The organism is Caulobacter sp. 1776, from assembly GCF_040545685.1.
In the GTDB taxonomy this organism is placed as follows: Bacteria; Pseudomonadota; Alphaproteobacteria; order Caulobacterales; family Caulobacteraceae; genus Caulobacter.
In genome coordinates this window covers 590,357-608,573 of sequence record NZ_JBEPMI010000001.1, presented here as the reverse complement: position 1 = coordinate 608,573, position 18,217 = coordinate 590,357, and the positions used below count along the sequence as shown (strand labels likewise).

Annotated in this window: 18 protein-coding genes; 8 read left to right on the top strand and 10 right to left on the bottom strand. The window is 68.0% G+C overall.

Features of this window, described 5'->3' with window-relative positions; genetic code table 11:
• Positions 1–88: 88 nt before the first annotated feature.
• Entirely contained in the window at positions 89–697 is a 609-nt protein-coding gene (leuD, locus tag ABIC66_RS02745) for a 3-isopropylmalate dehydratase small subunit (RefSeq protein ID WP_354067852.1), read from the bottom strand.
• Positions 697–2,139 (bottom strand): 3-isopropylmalate dehydratase large subunit, encoded by a 1,443-nt coding sequence (gene leuC, locus ABIC66_RS02740; protein WP_354067851.1) that lies wholly within the window; start codon positions 2,137–2,139, stop codon positions 697–699. The genes leuD and leuC overlap by 1 nt, the downstream gene beginning before the upstream one ends.
• A gap of 124 nt (positions 2,140–2,263) precedes the next feature.
• Here leuC and ABIC66_RS02735 point away from each other — a divergent pair, with 124 nt between their 5' ends.
• Complete coding sequence (locus tag ABIC66_RS02735; protein WP_354067850.1) at positions 2,264–3,817, top strand: MFS transporter; 1,554 nt, start codon at positions 2,264–2,266, stop codon at positions 3,815–3,817.
• A 343-nt stretch (positions 3,818–4,160) separates the two neighbouring features.
• Here ABIC66_RS02735 and ABIC66_RS02730 read toward each other — a convergent pair whose 3' ends face one another.
• Positions 4,161–5,123 (bottom strand): LysR substrate-binding domain-containing protein, encoded by a 963-nt coding sequence (locus ABIC66_RS02730; protein ID WP_354067849.1) that lies wholly within the window; start codon positions 5,121–5,123, stop codon positions 4,161–4,163.
• Positions 5,124–5,216: 93 nt separating this feature from the next.
• Here ABIC66_RS02730 and ABIC66_RS02725 point away from each other — a divergent pair, with 93 nt between their 5' ends.
• Together ABIC66_RS02725 and ABIC66_RS02720 are read left to right on the top strand one after the other, a co-directional pair.
• Entirely contained in the window at positions 5,217–5,357 is a 141-nt protein-coding gene (locus ABIC66_RS02725) for a hypothetical protein (RefSeq protein ID WP_354067848.1), read from the top strand.
• Positions 5,358–5,418: 61 nt separating this feature from the next.
• A complete protein-coding gene (locus ABIC66_RS02720; RefSeq protein WP_354067847.1) occupies positions 5,419–6,456 on the top strand; it encodes a M23 family metallopeptidase in 1,038 nt (345 codons plus the stop codon).
• Between the two features lie 65 nt (positions 6,457–6,521).
• On the opposite strand, the gene rplS is transcribed toward ABIC66_RS02720, so the two are convergent.
• On the bottom strand, positions 6,522–6,917 hold the full coding sequence (gene rplS / locus ABIC66_RS02715; RefSeq protein ID WP_354067846.1) for a 50S ribosomal protein L19: 396 nt from the start codon (positions 6,915–6,917) through the stop codon (positions 6,522–6,524).
• A gap of 3 nt (positions 6,918–6,920) precedes the next feature.
• Positions 6,921–7,658, bottom strand: coding sequence for a tRNA (guanosine(37)-N1)-methyltransferase TrmD (trmD, locus tag ABIC66_RS02710; RefSeq protein ID WP_354067845.1), 738 nt, complete (start codon positions 7,656–7,658; stop codon positions 6,921–6,923).
• Positions 7,659–7,776: 118 nt separating this feature from the next.
• On the opposite strand from trmD, the gene ABIC66_RS02705 reads away from it, so the two are divergent.
• Positions 7,777–9,438 carry a TadE/TadG family type IV pilus assembly protein gene (locus ABIC66_RS02705; protein ID WP_354067844.1) on the top strand — a complete coding sequence of 554 codons (1,662 nt, stop codon included), beginning with the start codon at positions 7,777–7,779 and terminating at the stop codon, positions 9,436–9,438.
• 53 nt (positions 9,439–9,491) lie between these two features.
• Here the strand turns inward: ABIC66_RS02705 and ABIC66_RS02700 are convergent, their stop codons facing one another.
• A complete protein-coding gene (locus ABIC66_RS02700; protein WP_354067843.1) occupies positions 9,492–10,427 on the bottom strand; it encodes an isopenicillin N synthase family dioxygenase in 936 nt (311 codons plus the stop codon).
• Between the two features lie 174 nt (positions 10,428–10,601).
• Here ABIC66_RS02700 and ABIC66_RS02695 point away from each other — a divergent pair, with 174 nt between their 5' ends.
• Together ABIC66_RS02695 and cerH are read left to right on the top strand one after the other, a co-directional pair.
• Positions 10,602–11,273 carry a YiaD family glycine zipper/OmpA-like lipoprotein gene (locus ABIC66_RS02695; RefSeq protein ID WP_354067842.1) on the top strand — a complete coding sequence of 224 codons (672 nt, stop codon included), beginning with the start codon at positions 10,602–10,604 and terminating at the stop codon, positions 11,271–11,273.
• A gap of 105 nt (positions 11,274–11,378) precedes the next feature.
• Entirely contained in the window at positions 11,379–12,437 is a 1,059-nt protein-coding gene (cerH, locus tag ABIC66_RS02690; RefSeq protein ID WP_354067841.1) for a ceramide hydroxylase CerH, read from the top strand.
• 17 nt (positions 12,438–12,454) lie between these two features.
• On the opposite strand, the gene ABIC66_RS02685 is transcribed toward cerH, so the two are convergent.
• From ABIC66_RS02685 to ABIC66_RS02675, 3 genes are read right to left on the bottom strand one after another with little or no spacing between them, the layout of a single operon-like run.
• Positions 12,455–14,356 (bottom strand): monovalent cation:proton antiporter-2 (CPA2) family protein, encoded by a 1,902-nt coding sequence (locus ABIC66_RS02685; protein WP_354067840.1) that lies wholly within the window; start codon positions 14,354–14,356, stop codon positions 12,455–12,457.
• A gap of 6 nt (positions 14,357–14,362) precedes the next feature.
• Positions 14,363–14,956, bottom strand: a complete 594-nt coding sequence (gene kefF / locus ABIC66_RS02680; RefSeq protein ID WP_354067839.1) for a glutathione-regulated potassium-efflux system oxidoreductase KefF — start codon at positions 14,954–14,956, stop codon at positions 14,363–14,365.
• Positions 14,956–15,219, bottom strand: coding sequence for a hypothetical protein (locus ABIC66_RS02675; protein WP_354067838.1), 264 nt, complete (start codon positions 15,217–15,219; stop codon positions 14,956–14,958). Before ABIC66_RS02675 ends, kefF begins: the two co-directional genes overlap by 1 nt.
• On the opposite strand from ABIC66_RS02675, the gene ABIC66_RS02670 reads away from it, so the two are divergent.
• Positions 15,125–15,775, top strand: a complete 651-nt coding sequence (locus ABIC66_RS02670) for a CoA transferase subunit A (protein WP_354067837.1) — start codon at positions 15,125–15,127, stop codon at positions 15,773–15,775. The two genes, ABIC66_RS02675 and ABIC66_RS02670, sit on opposite strands and share 95 nt — an antisense overlap.
• Positions 15,775–16,416 (top strand): 3-oxoacid CoA-transferase subunit B, encoded by a 642-nt coding sequence (locus tag ABIC66_RS02665; protein WP_354067836.1) that lies wholly within the window; start codon positions 15,775–15,777, stop codon positions 16,414–16,416. The genes ABIC66_RS02670 and ABIC66_RS02665 overlap by 1 nt, the downstream gene beginning before the upstream one ends.
• A 179-nt stretch (positions 16,417–16,595) precedes the next feature.
• Here ABIC66_RS02665 and ABIC66_RS02655 read toward each other — a convergent pair whose 3' ends face one another.
• Positions 16,596–18,173, bottom strand: a complete 1,578-nt coding sequence (locus ABIC66_RS02655) for a glycosyltransferase family 39 protein (protein ID WP_354067835.1) — start codon at positions 18,171–18,173, stop codon at positions 16,596–16,598.
• Between the last annotated feature and the right edge of the window lie 44 nt (positions 18,174–18,217).

Genomic DNA, 18,217 nt, shown 5'->3' with positions numbered 1-18,217 from the left:
GAGAGCCGGGACCGCGGCAAGCGCCGACGCTTCCGGCGGTCCCGGTTCTACGCGCTTCGCGCTTGACCGGGATGACAGTTTTTACGGACTACGCCTCCAGCCAGGGCTGGCTGAGCGCGCGCTTGTGCTCGTAGACGTCGATGTCGCCGCCGTGCATCAGGGTCTCGCCGATGGCGTCGAGGCCCTTGAGCATCTTCTCCTTGCGGACGGGGTCGATGTCGAAGCCGATGACCTTGCCCGACGGCGAGACCACGGTCTGGGCCTCGAGGTCGACGCTGACCATGTGGTTGCCGCCCTTGGCCTCGTCCATCAGGAGCGAGAGGTCCGCCGGGCTGACCACCACCGGCAGCAGGCCGTTGTTGAAGCAGTTGTTGTTGAAGATGTCGGCGAAGCTGGTCGAGATCACGCACATGATCCCATAGTCCATCAGCGCCCACGGGGCGTGCTCGCGCGAGCTGCCGCAGCCGAAATTGTCGCCGGCGATCAGCACGCTGGCGTTCTTGTACTCCGGCTTGTTGAGCACGAAGTCCTTGATCTCGTTGCCTTCGCCGTCGAAGCGGAAGTCGTAGAACAGGCCCTTGGCCAAGCCCTCGCGCTCCACGGTCTTGAGGAACTGCTTGGGGATGATCTGGTCGGTGTCGATATTGGCCAGCTCCAGCGGAGCCGCGCGGCCGTCGAGGCGGGTGAAGGCCTTCATCAGACGGTCTCCTCCAGGAAAGTCCGCACGTCCACCAGATGCCCCGCGATCGCCGCCGCCGCCGCCATGGCCGGCGAGACCAGGTGGGTGCGGCCGGCGCGGCCCTGGCGGCCTTCGAAGTTGCGATTGCTGGTCGAGGCGCAGCGTTCCTGCGGAGCCAGCTTGTCGGGGTTCATGGCCAGGCACATCGAGCAGCCGGGCTCGCGCCAATCGAAGCCGGCGGCCTTGAAGATGGCGTCCAGGCCCTCTTCCTCGGCCTGTTCCTTCACCAGGCCCGAGCCGGGCACGACCATGGCCTTGACGTGCGGGGCCACCAGGCGGCCGTGCAGGAAGGCTTCCTGGACCACGGCGGCGGCGGCGCGCATGTCCTCGATGCGGCTGTTGGTGCACGAGCCGATGAAGACGCGGTCGATGCGGGCTTCGCTGATCGGCTGGCCGGCGGTCAGGCCCATATAGTCCAGCGCCCGGTGGGCGGCCGCGCGCTTGTCTGGCGTGGCAAAGCTTTCCGGGTCCGGGACGTTGCCGGTCACCGGGATGACGTCCTCGGGGGACGTGCCCCAGGTGACCATCGGGACCAAGGCCGAGCCGTCGATGACCACGGTACGGTCGAAGACGGCGTCCTCGTCGGTGAAGAAGGTCTTCCAGTGCGACAGGGCCATGTCCCAGGCCGCGCCCTTGGGGGCGGCGGGCTTGCCCTGGATATAGGCGAAGGTCTTGTCGTCCGGCGCGATCAGGCCGGCCTTGGCGCCGCCCTCGATGGTCAGGTTGCAGAGGGTCATGCGGCCCTCCATCGACAGCTCGCGCACGGCCTGGCCGGCGAACTCGATGACGTAGCCGGTGCCGCCGGCGGTGCCGATCTCGCCGATCACGGCCAGGGCGATGTCCTTGCCGGTGACGCCAGGCGCGAGGCTGCCGTCGACGCGGACCAGCATGTTCTTCGCCTTCTTCTGGCGCAGCGTCTGGGTGGCCAGGACGTGCTCGACCTCGGACGTGCCGATGCCGTGGGCCAGGGCCCCGAAGGCGCCGTGGGTCGAGGTGTGGCTGTCGCCGCAGACGATGGTCATGCCCGGCTGGGTGCGGCCCTGCTCGGGACCGACCACATGGACGATGCCGTTGCGGATGTCGCCCATCGGGAAGAATTCGATGCCGTTGTCGGCGACGTTGCGGGCCAGGGTCTTGAGCTGGAGCCGCGCCTCCTCGTCCGCCACCGCGTCGACGCCCAGGGCCTGGCCCTCGGTCGGGATGTTGTGGTCCGCCACCGCCAGCGTGCGGTCGGGACGGCGCACCTTGCGACCCGCCGCGCGAAGGCCGGCGAAGGCCTGCGGGGTGGTCACCTCGTGGATCAGGTGCAGGTCGATATAGAGGATCGCTTCGCCGTCCTGTTCGTTGACGACGTGAGCGTCCCAGATCTTGTCGTAGAGGGTCTTGGGTGTGCGGGTCATAGCGCCCCGCATCTAGGCCTTCGCGAGGGGCGCGTAAAGCGAGGAAACGCCGGAAATCCTTGGTTCGATCGCCTTGTTGCGGTCGTTCGTGCCCCATTGGGGCGCATGGAGGCTCGCGCCGCGCATGTTTTTTGCCCCAACGCCGCAATTGAGCGAGGACGAGCGCGAGCGCGGCCTGCGCCACCTGGTGCTGGAGGCCGGCTTTTCCAACGCGGTCACGGCGGTGACCAGCGGGGTCATCCTGACGGCCTTCGCCCTGCACCTGGGGGCCTCGAACACCACGATCGGCCTGCTGGCGGCGGCGGCCTTCTGGGTTCAGCTGTTGCAGGCGCCCGGGGTGCTGCTGGTCGAGAAGCTGCGCACTCGCAAGCGCATCTCGATCATCGCCAGCTTCGTCAGCCGCCTGGCGATCGCCGGCATGGCGCTGCTGGCCCTGGCGCCGAAGTCGGGGAGCGCGACCCTGGCGGCGCTGGTGGCCTTGCAGGTTATGTACTGCGGTGTCGCCACCTTCGGCGGCTGCGCCTGGAACGCGTGGGTGCGGGACCTCGCGCCCGAGGCGCGGCTGGGCCAGATCTTCGCCAAGCGGACGATCAACGCCACCCTGGTCGGCCTGGTCGCCAGCCTGGCGGCGGCCTTCGTACTGGACCGCGCGCCGGAAGGCTCGACCTGGCGGCCGATCGCCTTCGCCGGCCTCTATGCGGCGGCCTTCGTGGCGGGGCTGCTGAGCTGTCGGGAGCTGGCCCTGACCCCCGAGCCGCGCATGCCGGCCCCAACCGAGACCATTCGCCTGCTGCCGCTGCTGCGCGCGCCGCTGCGCGACCAGAATTTTCGCCGGCTGATCCTGTTCCTGGCCAGCTGGCAGTTCGCCGTGAACCTGGCGACGCCGTTCTTCACGGTGTTCTTCGTCAAGCAGCTGGGTCTGAACATCACCTTCGTGGTGATCCTGGGCGTGGTCAGCCAGGCGACCAACGTGCTGGCGCTGCGCAGCTGGGGCCTGCTGTCGGACCGCTTCGCCAACAAGTCGGTGCTGGCCGTGGCCGCGCCGCTGTTCATCCTGTGCATCGCCGCCATGGTCGGGGCGTCTCAGATCCAGGACAAGACCTGGGTCATGGCCTATCTGGTCGGGCTGCACGCCCTGATGGGCCTGGCCACGGCGGGGGTGACCCTGTCGTCGGGCAATATCGCCATGAAGCTGTCGCCGCGCGGTTCGGCCACGGCCTATATCGCCGCCAACGCCCTGATCAGCTCGGCGGCGGCGGGCCTGGCGCCGGTGCTGGGCGGGGTGTTCGCCGACTTCTTCGCCGCTCGCCGGCTGGAGATCCTGCTGCGCTGGACCAGCCCCGGCGATGTGCTGACCCTGATGCCGCTGCGGGTGTCCAGCTGGGACTTCTATTTCCTGATCGCCTTCGGCCTGGGCCTCTATGCCCTGCACCGCCTGGCCCTGGTCAGGGAGGCCGGTGAGGTCGACAGCCGGGCCATGGTCGGCGAGGTGATCGCCCAGGCCCGCCGCGACGTGCGCAACCTGTCGCCGATCGCGGGCCTGAAGCTGCTGACCGACGTCCCGGCCGCACTGCTGCGCGACGCGCGGGTTCAGCGGCGGCTGCGACGCGCGCGGGAGCGTCAGGCCGAGCGGGACCAGGAGCGCAAGGCCCAGCCTCGACGCAAGCGGCGGGCTTGAACGCCTGGTCCGCTCTCCCCGGCGAAAGCCGGGGCCCAGCTGGAAGAGCGCCGAGGTGGGCTCCATGGACGCCGCGCTTTCCAGCCCACCCGAGCGCCATGGGATCTGGGTCCCGGCTTTCGCCGGGAAGAGCGGAATTCGAGGGACCCCGAACGACATAGGGCGCGCCTGTGTTTCGGCGCGCCCTAGCATCATTTTCAGCCTTCGGGGGCCGATGGCTCCGCCCGAAGAGGGCCGTCCACTAGAAAGGAGACGGTCTGGAAGCCCGACAACGTCGGGGGTGAGTTAACCTTGTCCCAGAACGCGGGTTTGTCAAGACGCGTGCGAACGCACCTAAGCTTGACTATAGCGGACGGTTCAACGGCGAGGCGGTGGGCGCTTCCAGCGGGGCCACGGCCGCGTAGCGGGCGATCAGCGGGTCGGCGGCCGCCTGGGCCAGCACCCAGTCGCGGAAGGCGACGATCTTGCGCGCCCGCGAGCGGTCGCTGGGATAGGCCAGCCAGTAGCCGCCAGTGTAGCGGGCCACCACGTCGAACGGCATGATCAGCCGCCCCTCGGCCAGGTCGCGAGCGAAGAAGATCGGCGAGCCGAGGGCCGCGCCGTGGCTGGCCAGGGCGCTGGCCACCTCCAGCGCCTGAGCGTCCGAGGCCAGGCGCGGGTCCGACCGCTGCGGCCTGGCCGTGACGCCGGCGGCCTGGAACCACTCGTCCCACTCGCGCGCGATGCCGATCCGCGAGACCTCGAGCAGGTCCTCGGGTTTGCTCAAGCCGCCGATCCGGGCCAGGAACTCCGGCGAGACCAGCGGCGTCTGGACGGCGGGCACCAGGAAGTGGGCGGTCATGCCTGGCCATTGGCCGTGGCCGCCGCGCAGGGCCAGGTCGACGCCCTCGCGCGTCAGGTCGATCACCCGGCTGGAGGCCTCCAGCCGCACGGCGATGCGGGGGTGGGCGATCTGGAAGCCGCCCAGGCGCGGCGCCAGCCATTGGCCGCCCAGACTCTGGACCGTGGTGATCGACAGCACGCCGTCCTCGGTCTCGACCAGATCCGAGACCGCCGAGCGCAGCAAGGACATCGCCTCGGTCGCGGCTCGCGACAGGCGCTCGCCGGCCGGGGTCAGGGTCACCTCGCGCGGCAGGCGGTTGAACAGCGGCTGGTCCAGGCGCTGCTCGAGGGCTTTCACCTGCCAGCTGACGGCGGCCTGGGTCACGCCCAGCGCGTCAGCCGCCCGGGTGAAGCTCTTGAGGCGAGCGGCCGCCTCGAACACGCGGATGGCGCTGAGCGGCAGGCGGGCGAGAACGTCTGTCATAAGGTTAGCTTATGAATAGCCAAGGAGGCCGCGTTTGTCACGCGGCCTCCGAACGACGATTTTCGGGTCATCGACAAGCCACGGAAGGCGACGATGATGGACGAAGCTCTCAAGCTCCATAAGGAAACCACGTTTGGCTGGGTGCTGAGCCTGCAGCAGCTGTGGGCGGCGCTGCGCCGACCCGCCAAGTCGGCGGTCGCCGGCAAGCGCCTGCGCTATCTCGCGCCCCGATAAGCACGCCTTGACCTGGCCGCCAGGCTTCCCAAGTCCTTGAGCGAGGCGGAGGGGCGCGACAATGGCGGACCAGGTTACCCGGCGCGCGGTCATGGCCGCCCCTTTGGCCATGGCGTTGGCGTCGGGTCCCGCGCGCGCCGCCGCGCCCGGCCTTCGGCAAGCCCCCGCCGTGGTCCGGGTCGAAGGCCGGCGGCGCGCGCTTTTCGAACTCTGGATCGACAGGACGCCGATCACGACGGTCAGCGTACGTGACGCCGGCAGCGGCGCGCTTCTGCGGACGTTCGAAGGCCACGACCTCGAGGGCCGGCGCGTCACCCAGGCGGACGGCGCGGTGGTGTTCGTCGAGCTCGACCTCCCTGTTTCGACGAAACGGCTGGCCATCGCGGCCGGCGATCAAAGGGTCGAGGCCGATCTGCCGCCCGACCCCGGCCCAATGCTGGGCCCGCCCCTGCGCGGCGGACCCTGGGTCGCGATCTACAAGGCCGAGTGGCCGCGGGGACATCGCCGGGTGTTCTATGCGCCGGACGGCAAGCCGCGCTTGCCGGGTCGCACCGCGATCGACTGGGTGCGCGTCGACGACCGAGGACAGATCGCCACGGGCGACGCCGATCTTGCCCGCAACGCCCTGGGCTACGGCGCCGAGGTGCTGGCCGTCGCCGACGCCACCGTCGCGGCCGCCCGCGATGGCGTCCCCGAGGCGGCCCGTCTCTCCGACAACGGCAAGCATCCCGAGGAGCTGGCGGCGGGCAACTATGTCTCGCTCGATCTCGGCGGCGGCCGTCACGCGATCTACGAGCACCTGATCCCGGGCAGCCTGCGCGTGAAGGTCGGCGACCGGGTGCGCCGAGGGCAGGTGATCGGTCATCTGGGCTTTTCCGGCGACTCCACCGGCCCGCATCTGCACCTGCACGTCGCCGACGCGGCGAGGCCCCTGCTGGGGGAGGGCGTCGGCTACGGCTTCGAGCGTTTCACCCTGCTGGGCCGCTATGACGACCTCGGCCGCCTGGGCTCGGCGCCCTGGAGTCCCCTGGCGGGGCTGGACCCGAAGCGCCGCGACGAGCTGCCCGGCTCGAACGTCGTGGTCCGCTTTACGGGGTAGCGGCCAAAGAAAAAGGCCCCGGCGTTTCCGCCAGGGCCTCGATCTTTTTCCGAAGCTGGAAAGGCTTAGTCTTCCGACGAAGCCGAAGCCTTCGGGGCGCCCGAGCGCTCGGCGATACGGGCCGACTTACCGCGACGGTCACGCAGGTAGTACAGCTTGGCGCGACGGACGACGCCGCGACGCTTCACTTCGATGCTTTCGATGCTCGGCGAGAGCAGCGGGAACAGACGCTCCACGCCTTCGCCGAACGAGATCTTACGGACCGTGAAGCTCTCGTGGATGCCGGCGCCGGCGCGGGCGATGCAGACGCCTTCGTAGGCCTGAACGCGCTCGCGCTCGCCTTCCTTGATCTTCACGTTGACGCGCAGGGTGTCGCCGGGACGGAAGTCCGGGATCGCGCGGGCGGCCAGCAGACGGGCCGATTCTTCTTGCTCGAGCTGAGCGATGATGTTGATCGCCATGATCTATTCTCCTTTGGGCTTACCCGTTTTCGGGCCGCCTTTTGCCTGTTGATTGGCGAGATGCGCTTCCCAGAGATCGGGCCGCCGCTCGCGGGTCGTTTCTTCACGCATACGCTTGCGCCATTGGTCGATCCGCTTGTGATCGCCCGACAGCAGCACCTCGGGGATGTCGAGCCCTTCGAACGTCCGCGGCCTGGTGTACTGCGGATGCTCGAGGAGACCGTCCTCGAAGCTTTCTTCCAGCGTGCTCTCGATGTTCCCCAGCACACCGGGGGCCAGTCGAACGCACGCCTCGATCACGACCATCGCCGCTGCTTCTCCTCCCGCGAGGACAGCGTCTCCGACCGAGACTTCCTCGAACCCGCGGGCGTCGAGCACCCGTTGGTCCACCCCCTCGAAGCGGCCGCACAGCACCACGATGCCGGGCGCCTTGGACCACTCTCTTACGCGCGCCTGGGTCAGGGGCCTGCCCCGGGCGCTCATGTACAAGAGCGGCCGCCCATCCCGCTCCAGGCTATCCAGCGCAGAGGCGATGACGTCCGCTTTGAGCACGGCTCCCGCGCCGCCACCCGCGGGGGTGTCGTCGAGGAAGCCGCGCTTATCCTTGGAAAAGGTCCGAATGTCCAGCGTTTCCAAACGCCACAGATCCTGCTCGGTCCAGGCGGTCCCGATCATCGAGACGCCGAGCGGGCCGGGAAAGGCCTCGGGGAACATGGTCAGGACGGTCGCGGTGAACGGCATCCGGGCTCTTTAGCCGCAGGCGCGCCCGGAGTCGAAGGCGGCGTTCACCAGCGCCATTTCCGGCTTGTTCACCCTCGTCGGCGAAATTCAGGCCGAAAAGCCTCGTCCGGAACCCGCCATGTCGACCCTGAGCCGCCTCTTCCGCCGCCTGAGCGACGGCGTCGTCGCCTTCGGCGGCCGTTTGCGGCGCGACGAACGCGGGGCGATCGCCATCCAGTTCGCGCTGTTGGCCATTCCGCTGACGGTCCTGGTGTTCGCCCTGGTCGACCTGGGCCGGATCAGCCTGCAGCGCCGTCAGATGCAGGACGCTCTCGACGCGGCCACGCTGATGGCGGCGCGATCGACGGCGGTGACGGACGCCGAGTTGGATACAGTTGGCGATGCGGCCTTCGTGGCGGAGATCTCGGGCCTGGGCCTGGGTCTAAGCGCGTCGAGCTCGACCTTCAAGGCGGGCACGGGCAGCCGGGTCATCGGCACGGCGACCGGCTCGATCACGCCGATCATCGCGAACCTGTGGACCAATTCCAGCATCACGGTCACGGCCAATTCCGAGGTCGTCCGCTCGGTCAACAAGCTGGAAGTGGCCCTGGTGCTCGACAACACCGGTTCGATGGGCAGCAACCTCGGCTCGACCCGGAAGATCGACGCCTTGAAGACGGCCGCCAAGTCGCTGGTCGCGACCCTCGCCGCGGCCGCCGCCCGCGCTTCCGAAACCGACGCGGTCAAGATTTCGGTGGTGCCGTTCTCGATGACCGTGAACGTGGGCTCGACCTATCAGTCCTCCAGTTGGATGAGCGGCGCCCAGCCCTCCAGCTACGGCAGCGACATCTTCGCGTCGTCGCAGAACCGCTTCTCCCTGTTGACCAACATGGGCCTGAGCTGGGCGGGCTGCGTCGAGAGCCGCCCGGATCCCTATGACATTCAGGACACGGCTCCGACGTCGGGGACCCCGGCGACCCTGTTCGTGCCGTTCTTCGCGCCGGACGAGCCCGACGACAACACCGTCTCCGCCGGCTGGAGCAACTATCGCGACGCCCGCACCAACTGGGGTGGCGACATCCAGAACAACTGGATCACCAACGACAAATCGAACTCCGGCGTCTGGGCGACCCGCCAGGCCGAGACCAACAAATACGCCTCCAACAACAAGGGCAACATCATCAGCGACGCCAAGACGGGCACGGACTATGGCCCCAATGCCGGCTGCGGGCTGACCAATCTGCTTCGCCTGACGAATGTGCGGACCGCCGCCGGCGCGACGACGGTGACCGACAAGCTCGACGCCATGGTCGCCGACGGCAACACCAACGTCGCCATGGGCCTGATGTGGGGTTGGCACACGATCTCGCCCAACGCGCCGTTCGCGGACGGGGTGGCCTACGGCACACCCAAGACCCAAAAGATCATCGTGTTGCTGACCGATGGCGACAATACCAACGACTACTATTCCAACCCCAACGGCTCCATCTACACGGGCTATGGATACATGTGGGAAGGGCGGCTGAAGAACAGCAGCAATGTCGCCTTGACGGCGTCGTCCTCGGGCGATGAGCGCCGCGACGCGATCGACAGTCGCCAAGCCAAGGCCTGCGTCAACGCCAAGGCGGCCGGAGTGCTGATCTATTCGATCGGGGTGGGGGTCTCGGCGCACTCGAAGAGCATCCTGCAGACCTGCGCCACCTCGACAGACATGTACTATGACGTGACGGACGCCTCGCAGCTGACCAGCGTGTTCAACACCATCGCCGGCGCCATCCAGAGCCTGCGGATCGCCAAGTAGGACGAAGGCCTCCCACTGAGGGAGGCCTTGAATCCGTCGATCATGCGGACTTGCTAGGCCAGCTTGATCTCGCGCAGGCGTTGCTGGAGGAACTCGTCGGCGGTGATCGATTCCGGATAGCGGTCCGGGTTTTCCGGCGTGATGCAGTTGGGCAGGGTCTTGATCTCGTAGTCCGACGCGAAGTGCAGGAAGAACGGCGTCGAATAGCGCGGGATATGGCGGCGCTCGGGCGGCGGGTTCTGCACGCGGTGGATGGTCGAGGGCAGGACGTGGTTGGTCAGCCGCTCCAGCATGTCGCCGATGTTGATGACGATGCAGCCTGGCGGCGGGTTGATCGGCAGCCACTCGCCGTTGCGGTCCAGGAGCTCCAGCCCGCCTTCTTCGGCGCCCATCAGCAGGGTGATGGTGTTGATGTCGCCGTGGGCCCCGGCGCGGACGCCGGTGGCGTCCTGCGGGATCGGCGGATAATGCAGCAGCCGCAGCACCGAATTGCCGTTCTCGATGGTCGGGTAGAAGAAGTCGCGGTCCAGCTTCAGATAGGTGGCGATGGCCTCCAGGACCTTGCCGCCCATGGTGTCGAGCGCGTTGTAGAACCAGCTGACGTCGTGCTTGAAGGCCGGGATCTCGGCTGGCCAGACGTTGTCGGCCATGGTGGCCCGGAAGCGGTGGCCGGGCGGCAGGTCGCGGCCCATGTGCCAGAATTCCTTCAGGTCATGGTGCGTGGCGCCCTTGGCGGTTTCGACGCCGAACGGGATGTAGCCGCGCGCGCCGCCCTTGATCCCGGCATATTGCTTCTTGGTCTCTTCGGGCAGGGCGAAGAACGCCTTGGTGTCGGCGAGGGCCGCGTCGATGCGGTCCTGGGGGATGTCGTACTCCGACAGCACGGCGAAGCCGTAGCGCTCGAACGACGCGCCCAGCTCCTGGGCGAAGCGCGGGAAGTCCTTGCTGTAGAGGGTGAACGAGATCGGTTCGATGGCGGACGTGGACACTTCTTCGAGCCTCAAGCAGCGAGCATCTGGAATGAGTAAGTTCCTTCTTACTACACTGGCTCCGGGACGAAACGAAGGCCGTTCGTCATGGTCCGGGCGCAAGCGTGGAACTTGACCATAAGACGGGCGTTTGCCCGGGTGACGTTGATCTACAACAAAGACACGAGGGTTGCGATGACGCGCAAGTTTGCTTTGGCCGCCGTCTGCCTGGGCGCCAGCGCCTTGGTCGCCTGCACGACCACCGATCCCTATACCGGCATGCCGGTGCGCAACAACACCGGCACGGGCGCGCTGGCGGGCGCCGGGGTCGGGGCGGTGCTGGGCTATCTGACCAACACCAACAAGGGCGAGCAGGGCCGCAAGAACGCCCTGATCGGGGCCGGCATCGGCGCACTCGCGGGCGGCGCCGTCGGCAACTACATGGACCGCCAGCAGGCCGACTTCCGCCGCAGCCTGGAAGGCTCGGGCGTCATGATCCGCCGCAATGGCGACCAGATCGTGCTGGTCATGCCCAGCGACGTGACCTTCGCCGTCGACAAGTCGGACGTGCAGCCGCAGTTCACCCGCGTGCTCGACGACGTGGCCCGCACCCTGAACGCCTATCCGCAGACCACGATCGACGTCGTGGGCCACGCCGACAGCAGCGGTCCTGACGACTACAACCAGACCCTGTCCGAGCGCCGCGCCAGCGCCGTGGCCGGCTATCTGACCGGTCCGGGCCGGGTGCTGCAGGACCGCGTCTTCGTGGCCGGCATGGGCGAGCGCCAGCCGATCGCCGACAACGCCACGCCGGCCGGACGGGCCCAGAATCGTCGGGTCGAGATCATCCTGCGACCCCTGACGTAAGGACTCTTAAGGGCGCGCAATCGTCGCGCCCGTCACGCAAACAGTTGCTTTTCCCGCGCGCCGTCGCCAATTCGTCATCCTCGAATGGCGCGGCGCGAGGTCGAAGTGAACAAGTTGGCGAGCGAGGGCGTCAGTCTGACGAAGCAGGCCTATGGCCTGACCGAAGACCTGATGACGCCCAATGCGGCCGTCTACTGGATCGACCTGGTGATCTCGACCGCCCTGATGTGGGGTGGCTTCTGGATCGCCGCGACGACCGCGAACCTGGCCATCGGCCTGGTCGCGGGCCTGGTCAGCGTATTGGCCCTTTATCGGGCCTTGAGCTTCATCCACGAGCTGACCCACCTGCGGGCCGACGAGACGCCGGGCTTCCGTCTGGGCTGGAACGCGCTGATCGGCATGCCGCTGATGACCCCGTCGCTGATGTACGAGGGCGTGCACAATATCCACCACATCAAGGACCGCTTCGGCACCGCCCTGGATCCGGAATATCTGCCGCTGTCGCGCTTCACGCCGCTGAAGCTGGCCGGCTTCCTGTTCGTCGCCCTGCTGGCCCCGCTGGGCGTGATCCTGCGCTCGGCGATCCTGATCCCGTTGTCGTTCGTGGTTCCGTCACTGCGCGTCTACGTGCGGACCAAGCTGTCGGCGCTGATGATCAATCCCGACTTCGTGCGCGAGGATCTGAACCGCTGGCGGCCCGAATGGGTGGCTCAGGACGTGGCCTGCTGGCTGTGGTCGTGGGCGGTGATCGCCGCCACGGTCATGGGCTGGCTGCCGGTGCGCTTCGTGCTGACGGGCCTGGCGATCTTTTCCGTCGCCACCTTCGTCAACCAGGCCCGCACCCTGGTCGCCCACCATTGGGACAATGACGGGAGTAAGATGACGCTGGACGAGCAGTTCCTGGACTCGGTCAACGTGCCGCCGCCGAACCTGGCGTCCGAGCTCTGGGCCCCGGTCGGCCTGCGCTACCACGCCCTGCACCACCTGCTGCCGCGCCTGCCCTACCACAATCTCGGCAAGGCCCACGCGCGCCTGGCCCAGGCGCTGGGCGCGGACTCGCACTATCATCAGGCCTCGGAAAAGGGCCTGTTCGAGGCCCTGGCCGACCTCTTCCGCCGCGTGGCCCAGAAGCAGCCTGGCGCCGAGAAGGCCGCCGCGCGATAGGCGCGGGGAGAGCGGGCCTAGTCCGCCCCCTCCCGCTCGGCGCGTTCGCGCAGCTCCTCGTCCAGGCTGGCCGTATCCCAGGCCCCGCCGGCGTCGCCGGGGCGCATGCGGTGCAGGTCGGCGTCCAGCAGGCGGTCCATGGTCTGGGCCGCGTCGCGCGAGGCCAGGATATAGGCCTCCTCCTGGCCCCACATCGGGCGCAGCTCCTCGAATACCCGGCGGTCGTGACGACGGAAGAAGGCCGCCGCCCGGTGGGCGCGGTGGGCGCGGAAGCCCAGCTTCTGCAGGGCCGTGGCGCCCAGGGCTAGGGCGGACTCGAAGGTCTCGCGCTCGACCGCGTCGGCCCCGTTGGCCAGCAGGTCGTAGGCGTGGCGGCGGTCCCAGGCGCGGGCCAGGATCACCAGGTTCGGGAAGGCCTTGCGCGCCGTCTCGACCAGCTCGACGGTCTTTTCGCGATCGTCCAGGGCGACGATCAGCATCCGGGCCCGCTCGGCGCCGGCGGCGCGCAGCAGGTCAAGGCGCGTGGCGTCGCCGTAGTGAACCCGGCGGCCGAAGCGGCGCAGCAGCTCGATCTGCTCGATGTCGCTGTCCAGAACCGTCGACTTGAAACCGTTGGCGCTGAGCAGGCGGCCGGTGATCTGACCGAAGCGGCCGAAGCCGGCGATGATGATGTCCGGCTCGCCCTCGTCGAAGTCGCCGGTGTCGGGGACGACGTCGGGAATGGCCGCGTCCATCAGGGCCGCGACCCGCTCGTAGAGGATCATGGCCACCGGGGTCAGGGCCATGGAGACCGCGACGGCGGCGGTGAGCAAGGCGGCCAGTTGGGCGCCGATCACGCCCGCCCCGACGGTGAAGCTCAACAGCACGAAGGCGAACTCGCCGCCCTGGGCCAGGGCCGTGGCCACCGCCATGGCGCCGCGCTTGGGCGCGCCGAACAGGCGGGCGATGCCGTACATGACGATGAACTTCAAGACCATCAGGCCGACGACCAGGCCCAGCAGGGTGAGCGGCTGACGCGCCACCAGCGGCAGGTCGACGCCCGCCCCGACCGTGATGAAGAACAGGCCCAGCAACAGGCCCCGGAACGGCTCGATATCGGTCTCCAGCTCGCGGCGGAACTCGCTCTCGGCCAGCACCACCCCGGCCAGGAAGGCGCCGAGGGCGGGCGAGAGACCGACGACCCGCATCAGGCTGGCCACCGCCACCACGATCAGCAGGGCCGCGGCGACGAAGATCTCGCGCAGGCGGGCCTTGGCGATGAATCGGAACAGCGGTCGGACCAGATAGCGACCGCCGCCGACCACGGCCGCCACGGCGGCGAACACCGACAGCATCTGGGCCCAGACGGGCAGGTTGGCGACGAGGCTGGGGGCGCCATGGCCGCCGCCCTCGGCATGGACCGTCGCGCCGGTGGCCAGCAGCGGCAGCAGGGCGAACATCGGGATGACCGCCAGATCCTGCAGCAGCAGCACCCCGAACGCCGCCCGCCCAACCGGGCCCTGCCGGAGGCCCTTTTCGTCCAGGGTCTGCAGCACGATGGCGGTCGAGGACATGGCCAGGACCAGGCCCACGGCCAGCGCCTTCTGCCAGGGCAGGCCCAGGGCGAGCGAGGCGGCCGCGATGGCCAGGGCCGTGCCGACCACCTGAGCCCCGCCTAGGCCGAAGATCGTCTTACGCATGTCCCACAGCATCGAGGGCTGCACCTCGAGCCCGATCAGGAACAGCAGGATGACGACGCCGAACTCGGCGAACTTCATGACGTCGGCCTGCTCGCCGACCAGGGCCAGGGCGAACGGGCCGATGACCACGCCGGCGATCAGATAGCCCAGCACCGAGCCGAGCCCGAGGCGTTTGGCGATCGGCACCGAGACGACGGCCGCGCCCAGATAGACTAGGGTCTGGGTGAGGAAGTTCTCCATGCGCCCTTACGCCTCCGTTCGCAGGGGTAGCAGCGAGGCCACCCGCGCCTTGTAGCGCTCGGCCTCGGCCTTCAGCGCCGCGTCGTCCTTGACCGAGGCGCCGTGCACCACGAACGGCGTCTCCCAGTCCATGCCGCACAGGTTGGCGGTCTGCTCCAGCGGCCGCAGGAACTCGTCCATCGAGAAGCGGTTGTAGCCGTGCATGTGGTAGGCCTTGGCCGTGCCGCCGGTGGTGCAGGCCACGAACAGCTTCTTGCCCTTCAGGGCCTCGCCGCCCTCGCCATAGGCGAAGCCGTGCAGCCAGACGAGATCCAGCCACTCCTTCATCAGGGCCGGGGTCGAATACCAGAACAGTGGGAACTGCAGGGCGACGACGTCGTGCGCCACCAGGGCGGCCTGCTCGGCCTCGATATCGACCACGAAGTCCGGATAGACCTCGTACAGATCCTTGAAGGTGACGCCGGAAAGGCCCTTGGCCGCCTTGGCCAGGGCGCGATTGGCGCGCGAACGTTCAAGCGCCGGGTGGGCCAGCACCAGCAGCACTCCAGAAGCGGGTTGGGAGGTGGCGGGCGTCACGGGGCCGGTGCTAGCGTCGGTCATCAAGCGACCCTTCGGAAAAATAATTCATCAAGGGTTGAATTTCTTCGTGGCTCGGGCGACACGGTTCGCCAAACACCGGACGTATAGGTCCCGGACAAGGGAGACACCATGGTCGACAAGGTGAAGACAGACGCCGTCGAAGCCCTGGCCGGGCTGCTGTTCGACGGCATGACCATCATGGCCGGCGGGTTCGGCCTTTGCGGAATCCCTGAGAACCTGATCGCGGCGATCCGCGAGGCGGGGACGAAGGACCTCACGGTCATCTCCAACAATTGCGGCGTCGACGGCTTCGGCCTGGGGATCCTGCTAGAGAACCGCCAGATCAAGAAGATGGTCTCGTCCTATGTGGGCGAGAACAAGCTGTTCGAACAGCTCTACCTCAGCGGCGAGCTGGAATTGGAGTTCAATCCGCAGGGCACCCTGGCCGAGCGCATTCGTGCGGGTGGGGCGGGCATCCCGGCCTTCTTCACGCGCACCGGCTACGGCACCCTGGTGGCCGAGGGCAAGGAAGTTCGCGAGTTCGACGGCGAGATGTACGTGATGGAGCGCGGCCTGACCGCCGACCTCGCCATCGTCAAGGCCTGGAAGGCCGACGCCGAGGGCAACCTGATCTATCGAAAGACGGCCCGGAACTTCAATCCGATGATGGCCACGGCCGGCAGGAAGACCGTCGTCGAGGTCGAGGAACTGGTGGTGATCGGCGCGCTGGACAAGGACGCCATCCACACGCCTGGCATCTATGTCGACCGCCTGATCAAGGGCGCGAAGTTCGAGAAGCGCATCGAGCGCGTCACGACTCGTCAGAAGGAAACCGCGTAATGGCCTGGACCCGCGACGAGATGGCCGCCCGCGCCGCCCAGGAGCTGCAGGACGGCTTCTATGTGAACCTGGGTATCGGCATCCCGACCCTGGTCGCCAACTACATCCCCGAGGGCATGTCCGTGACGCTGCAGAGCGAGAACGGCATGCTGGGCATGGGCCCCTTCCCCTACGAGGGCGAAGAGGACGCCGACCTGATCAACGCCGGCAAGCAGACGATCACCGAGCTGGACAGCAGCTCGTACTTCTCGTCGGCCGACAGCTTCGCGATGATCCGCGGCGGCCACATCGCCCTGTCGATCCTGGGCGGCATGCAGGTCTCCGAGACCGGCGACCTGGCCAACTGGATGGTGCCCGGCAAGATGGTCAAGGGCATGGGCGGGGCCATGGACCTGGTCGCCGGCGTCAAGCGCGTGGTGGTGGTCATGGACCATTGCGAGAAATCCGGCGCGCCGAAACTGCTCAAGCGATGCTCGTTGCCGCTGACCGGTGCGGGGGTCGTCGACCTGCTGATCACCGAGCTGGGCGTGTTCGAGATCAACCGCGGCAAGACGGCCGTGAAGTTGATCGAGCTGGCTCCGGGCGTCACGGTCGACGAGGTGAGGTCCAAGACCGAGGCGGCGTTCGAGGTGGCGGTCTAAGGCGCTCAATCCAACGGGTGTCATCCCGGAAAGCGCGCAGCGCTTATCCGGGACCCAGGAGCCGGCGCATCGCGGTCACCCCTGGGTCCCGGCTCTCCGCTCCGCTGCGGGCGGGATGACACGCCGAGGGTTTCAGGCAGTAAGGATGATCCCTCGAAAAGCGCCAGTCGCTCGAAAGCCTATTGCGGTTTCCGCCTCGGTTCCGGCGGCAGGCCGGTGATCGGGTCGCGGGGCAGCGGGGCGAAGCCTTCCGCGATGAACAGGTCGATCCGCCGCGAGCGCTTCTTGTCGAGGCGCACGCGGGCGATCTGCAAGGCGGAGGTGGCCTTGAAGTCCTGCTCGATCTCGGGGCGATAGCCGCCCTCCAGGCTGACGATCAGGGCGCGGCGGCCGTGGTCGGCGTCCAGCGGGGCCTCGGTCTCGGCCTGGTTCTGCGGATGGGCCTCGTGCACCCACATTCGCAGGGGCGGGGCGCCCGGCTGACCGAAATAGTCGCGGCCATAATAGGCGGCGGCGTTGTAGACGAAACGGTCGTCCATCGCGACGGCGCTGACCCCGCCGCGCAGCGCCTGTTCCTCGCGGGTGCGCTCGACGATGGCGCGCACGGTCTGGTCCCAGCCGCGCACGCGCTTGAAGCCGTTCGACAGGCCCGTGGCGTCGGCGGCCTTGGGATTGATCATGCAGACCATGAAGAACACGGCGAACAACGCCTGGAAGGCCAGGCCGCCGATCAGCCAGCGGCGGGCGTTCCAGCGCAGCAGCCAGCCGGCGGCCAGCACCGAGCCCGACACGAAGGCGGCCCCGGCCCAGTTGGCGTTGGCGCGTGAGACGAAGGCCTCGCCGGCCACGATCAGCAGCGGCGGCGCGCAGAAGCACAGCAGCAGCAAGTCGGGCGAGGCCAGGCGCTTCTTGACGCCCAGCCAGATCGCGCCGCCCAGCAGCACGGCGAATGGCACGGGTCCGAACACGCCGAACTGCGAGCCGACGAACTCGATCAGTTCACGGAAATTGAACAGCGTGCGCGCGCCCCAGTTGGCGTTGGAGGCGGTGTGCTTGACCGTCGCGAACTGGTGGCTGGCGTTCCAGGCGAAGTTCGGGGCCAGGGTCAGGACGAAGGCCGTCAGGAACAGGACCGCCGCGGCCAGGCACCAGCGTTCACGGGCCGGCTTCGAGATCACGAAGTGGATGACGATGCTGCCCAAGGCGTAGATCGCGGCGTATTTCGACAGGAACGCCAGGCCCAGGGCCAGGCCCATGCCGGCGGCGACGAAATAGCGGCGCGGCGCGACGGCCTCGGCCAGGTCGACATAGGCCCAGATTGTCAGGGACAGGAAGAACAGCAGCGGCGCGTCGGTGGCCACCAGGCCCGAGGACAGCACCACGCCCGGCATCAGGCTGTAGATCGCCGCCGCGACCAGTCCAGTCCAGCCGCCATACAGGCGCCGCGCGATGCGGTGGACCACCAAGGCGGTGACCCCGTGCAGCAACGGCGCCGACAGCCGCACCCACGGCTCGGCGTCGCCGCCGATGTGGGTCGTCAGCCAGATCAGCCAGGCGATCATCGGCGGCTTGGAAAAGTAGCCGAAGGCCAGCTCGCGCGACCACAGCCAATACTGCGCCTCGTCCGGGTACAGCTCCAGCGGCGTTGTGAACAAGGCGATCAGACGCAGGAGCGTCAGCCCGGCGACCATCAGCAGGGTCGCACGCCAGGCGCGATCTTCGATCGAAAATTCGCGAGATTCGTGAACCGCTTGCATGACGTCTGATTAACCAAGTAAGAAAAAACTGACCAATTCTATCG

Bases quoted from the DNA above. Each gene is read 5' to 3' on its own strand.
- ABIC66_RS02670 (WP_354067837.1), top strand. From the start codon at position 15,125: ATGACCATCATGGCCGGCGGGTTCGGCCTTTGCGGAATCCCTGAGAAC.
- rplS (WP_354067846.1), bottom strand. From the start codon at position 6,917: ATGGCGATCAACATCATCGCTCAGCTCGAGCAAGAAGAATCGGCCCGT.
- ABIC66_RS02725 (WP_354067848.1), top strand. From the start codon at position 5,217: ATGATGGACGAAGCTCTCAAGCTCCATAAGGAAACCACGTTTGGCTGG.
- ABIC66_RS02685 (WP_354067840.1), bottom strand. From the start codon at position 14,356: ATGGAGAACTTCCTCACCCAGACCCTAGTCTATCTGGGCGCGGCCGTC.
- ABIC66_RS02665 (WP_354067836.1), top strand. From the start codon at position 15,775: ATGGCCTGGACCCGCGACGAGATGGCCGCCCGCGCCGCCCAGGAGCTG.
- kefF (WP_354067839.1), bottom strand. From the start codon at position 14,956: ATGACCGACGCTAGCACCGGCCCCGTGACGCCCGCCACCTCCCAACCC.
- ABIC66_RS02695 (WP_354067842.1), top strand. From the start codon at position 10,602: ATGACGCGCAAGTTTGCTTTGGCCGCCGTCTGCCTGGGCGCCAGCGCC.
- trmD (WP_354067845.1), bottom strand. From the start codon at position 7,658: ATGCCGTTCACCGCGACCGTCCTGACCATGTTCCCCGAGGCCTTTCCC.
- leuC (WP_354067851.1), bottom strand. From the start codon at position 2,139: ATGACCCGCACACCCAAGACCCTCTACGACAAGATCTGGGACGCTCAC.
- ABIC66_RS02735 (WP_354067850.1), top strand. From the start codon at position 2,264: ATGTTTTTTGCCCCAACGCCGCAATTGAGCGAGGACGAGCGCGAGCGC.
- ABIC66_RS02655 (WP_354067835.1), bottom strand. From the start codon at position 18,173: ATGCAAGCGGTTCACGAATCTCGCGAATTTTCGATCGAAGATCGCGCC.
- ABIC66_RS02675 (WP_354067838.1), bottom strand. From the start codon at position 15,219: ATGACCGTGAGGTCCTTCGTCCCCGCCTCGCGGATCGCCGCGATCAGG.
- ABIC66_RS02730 (WP_354067849.1), bottom strand. From the start codon at position 5,123: ATGACAGACGTTCTCGCCCGCCTGCCGCTCAGCGCCATCCGCGTGTTC.
- ABIC66_RS02705 (WP_354067844.1), top strand. From the start codon at position 7,777: ATGTCGACCCTGAGCCGCCTCTTCCGCCGCCTGAGCGACGGCGTCGTC.
- leuD (WP_354067852.1), bottom strand. From the start codon at position 697: ATGAAGGCCTTCACCCGCCTCGACGGCCGCGCGGCTCCGCTGGAGCTG.
- ABIC66_RS02720 (WP_354067847.1), top strand. From the start codon at position 5,419: ATGGCGGACCAGGTTACCCGGCGCGCGGTCATGGCCGCCCCTTTGGCC.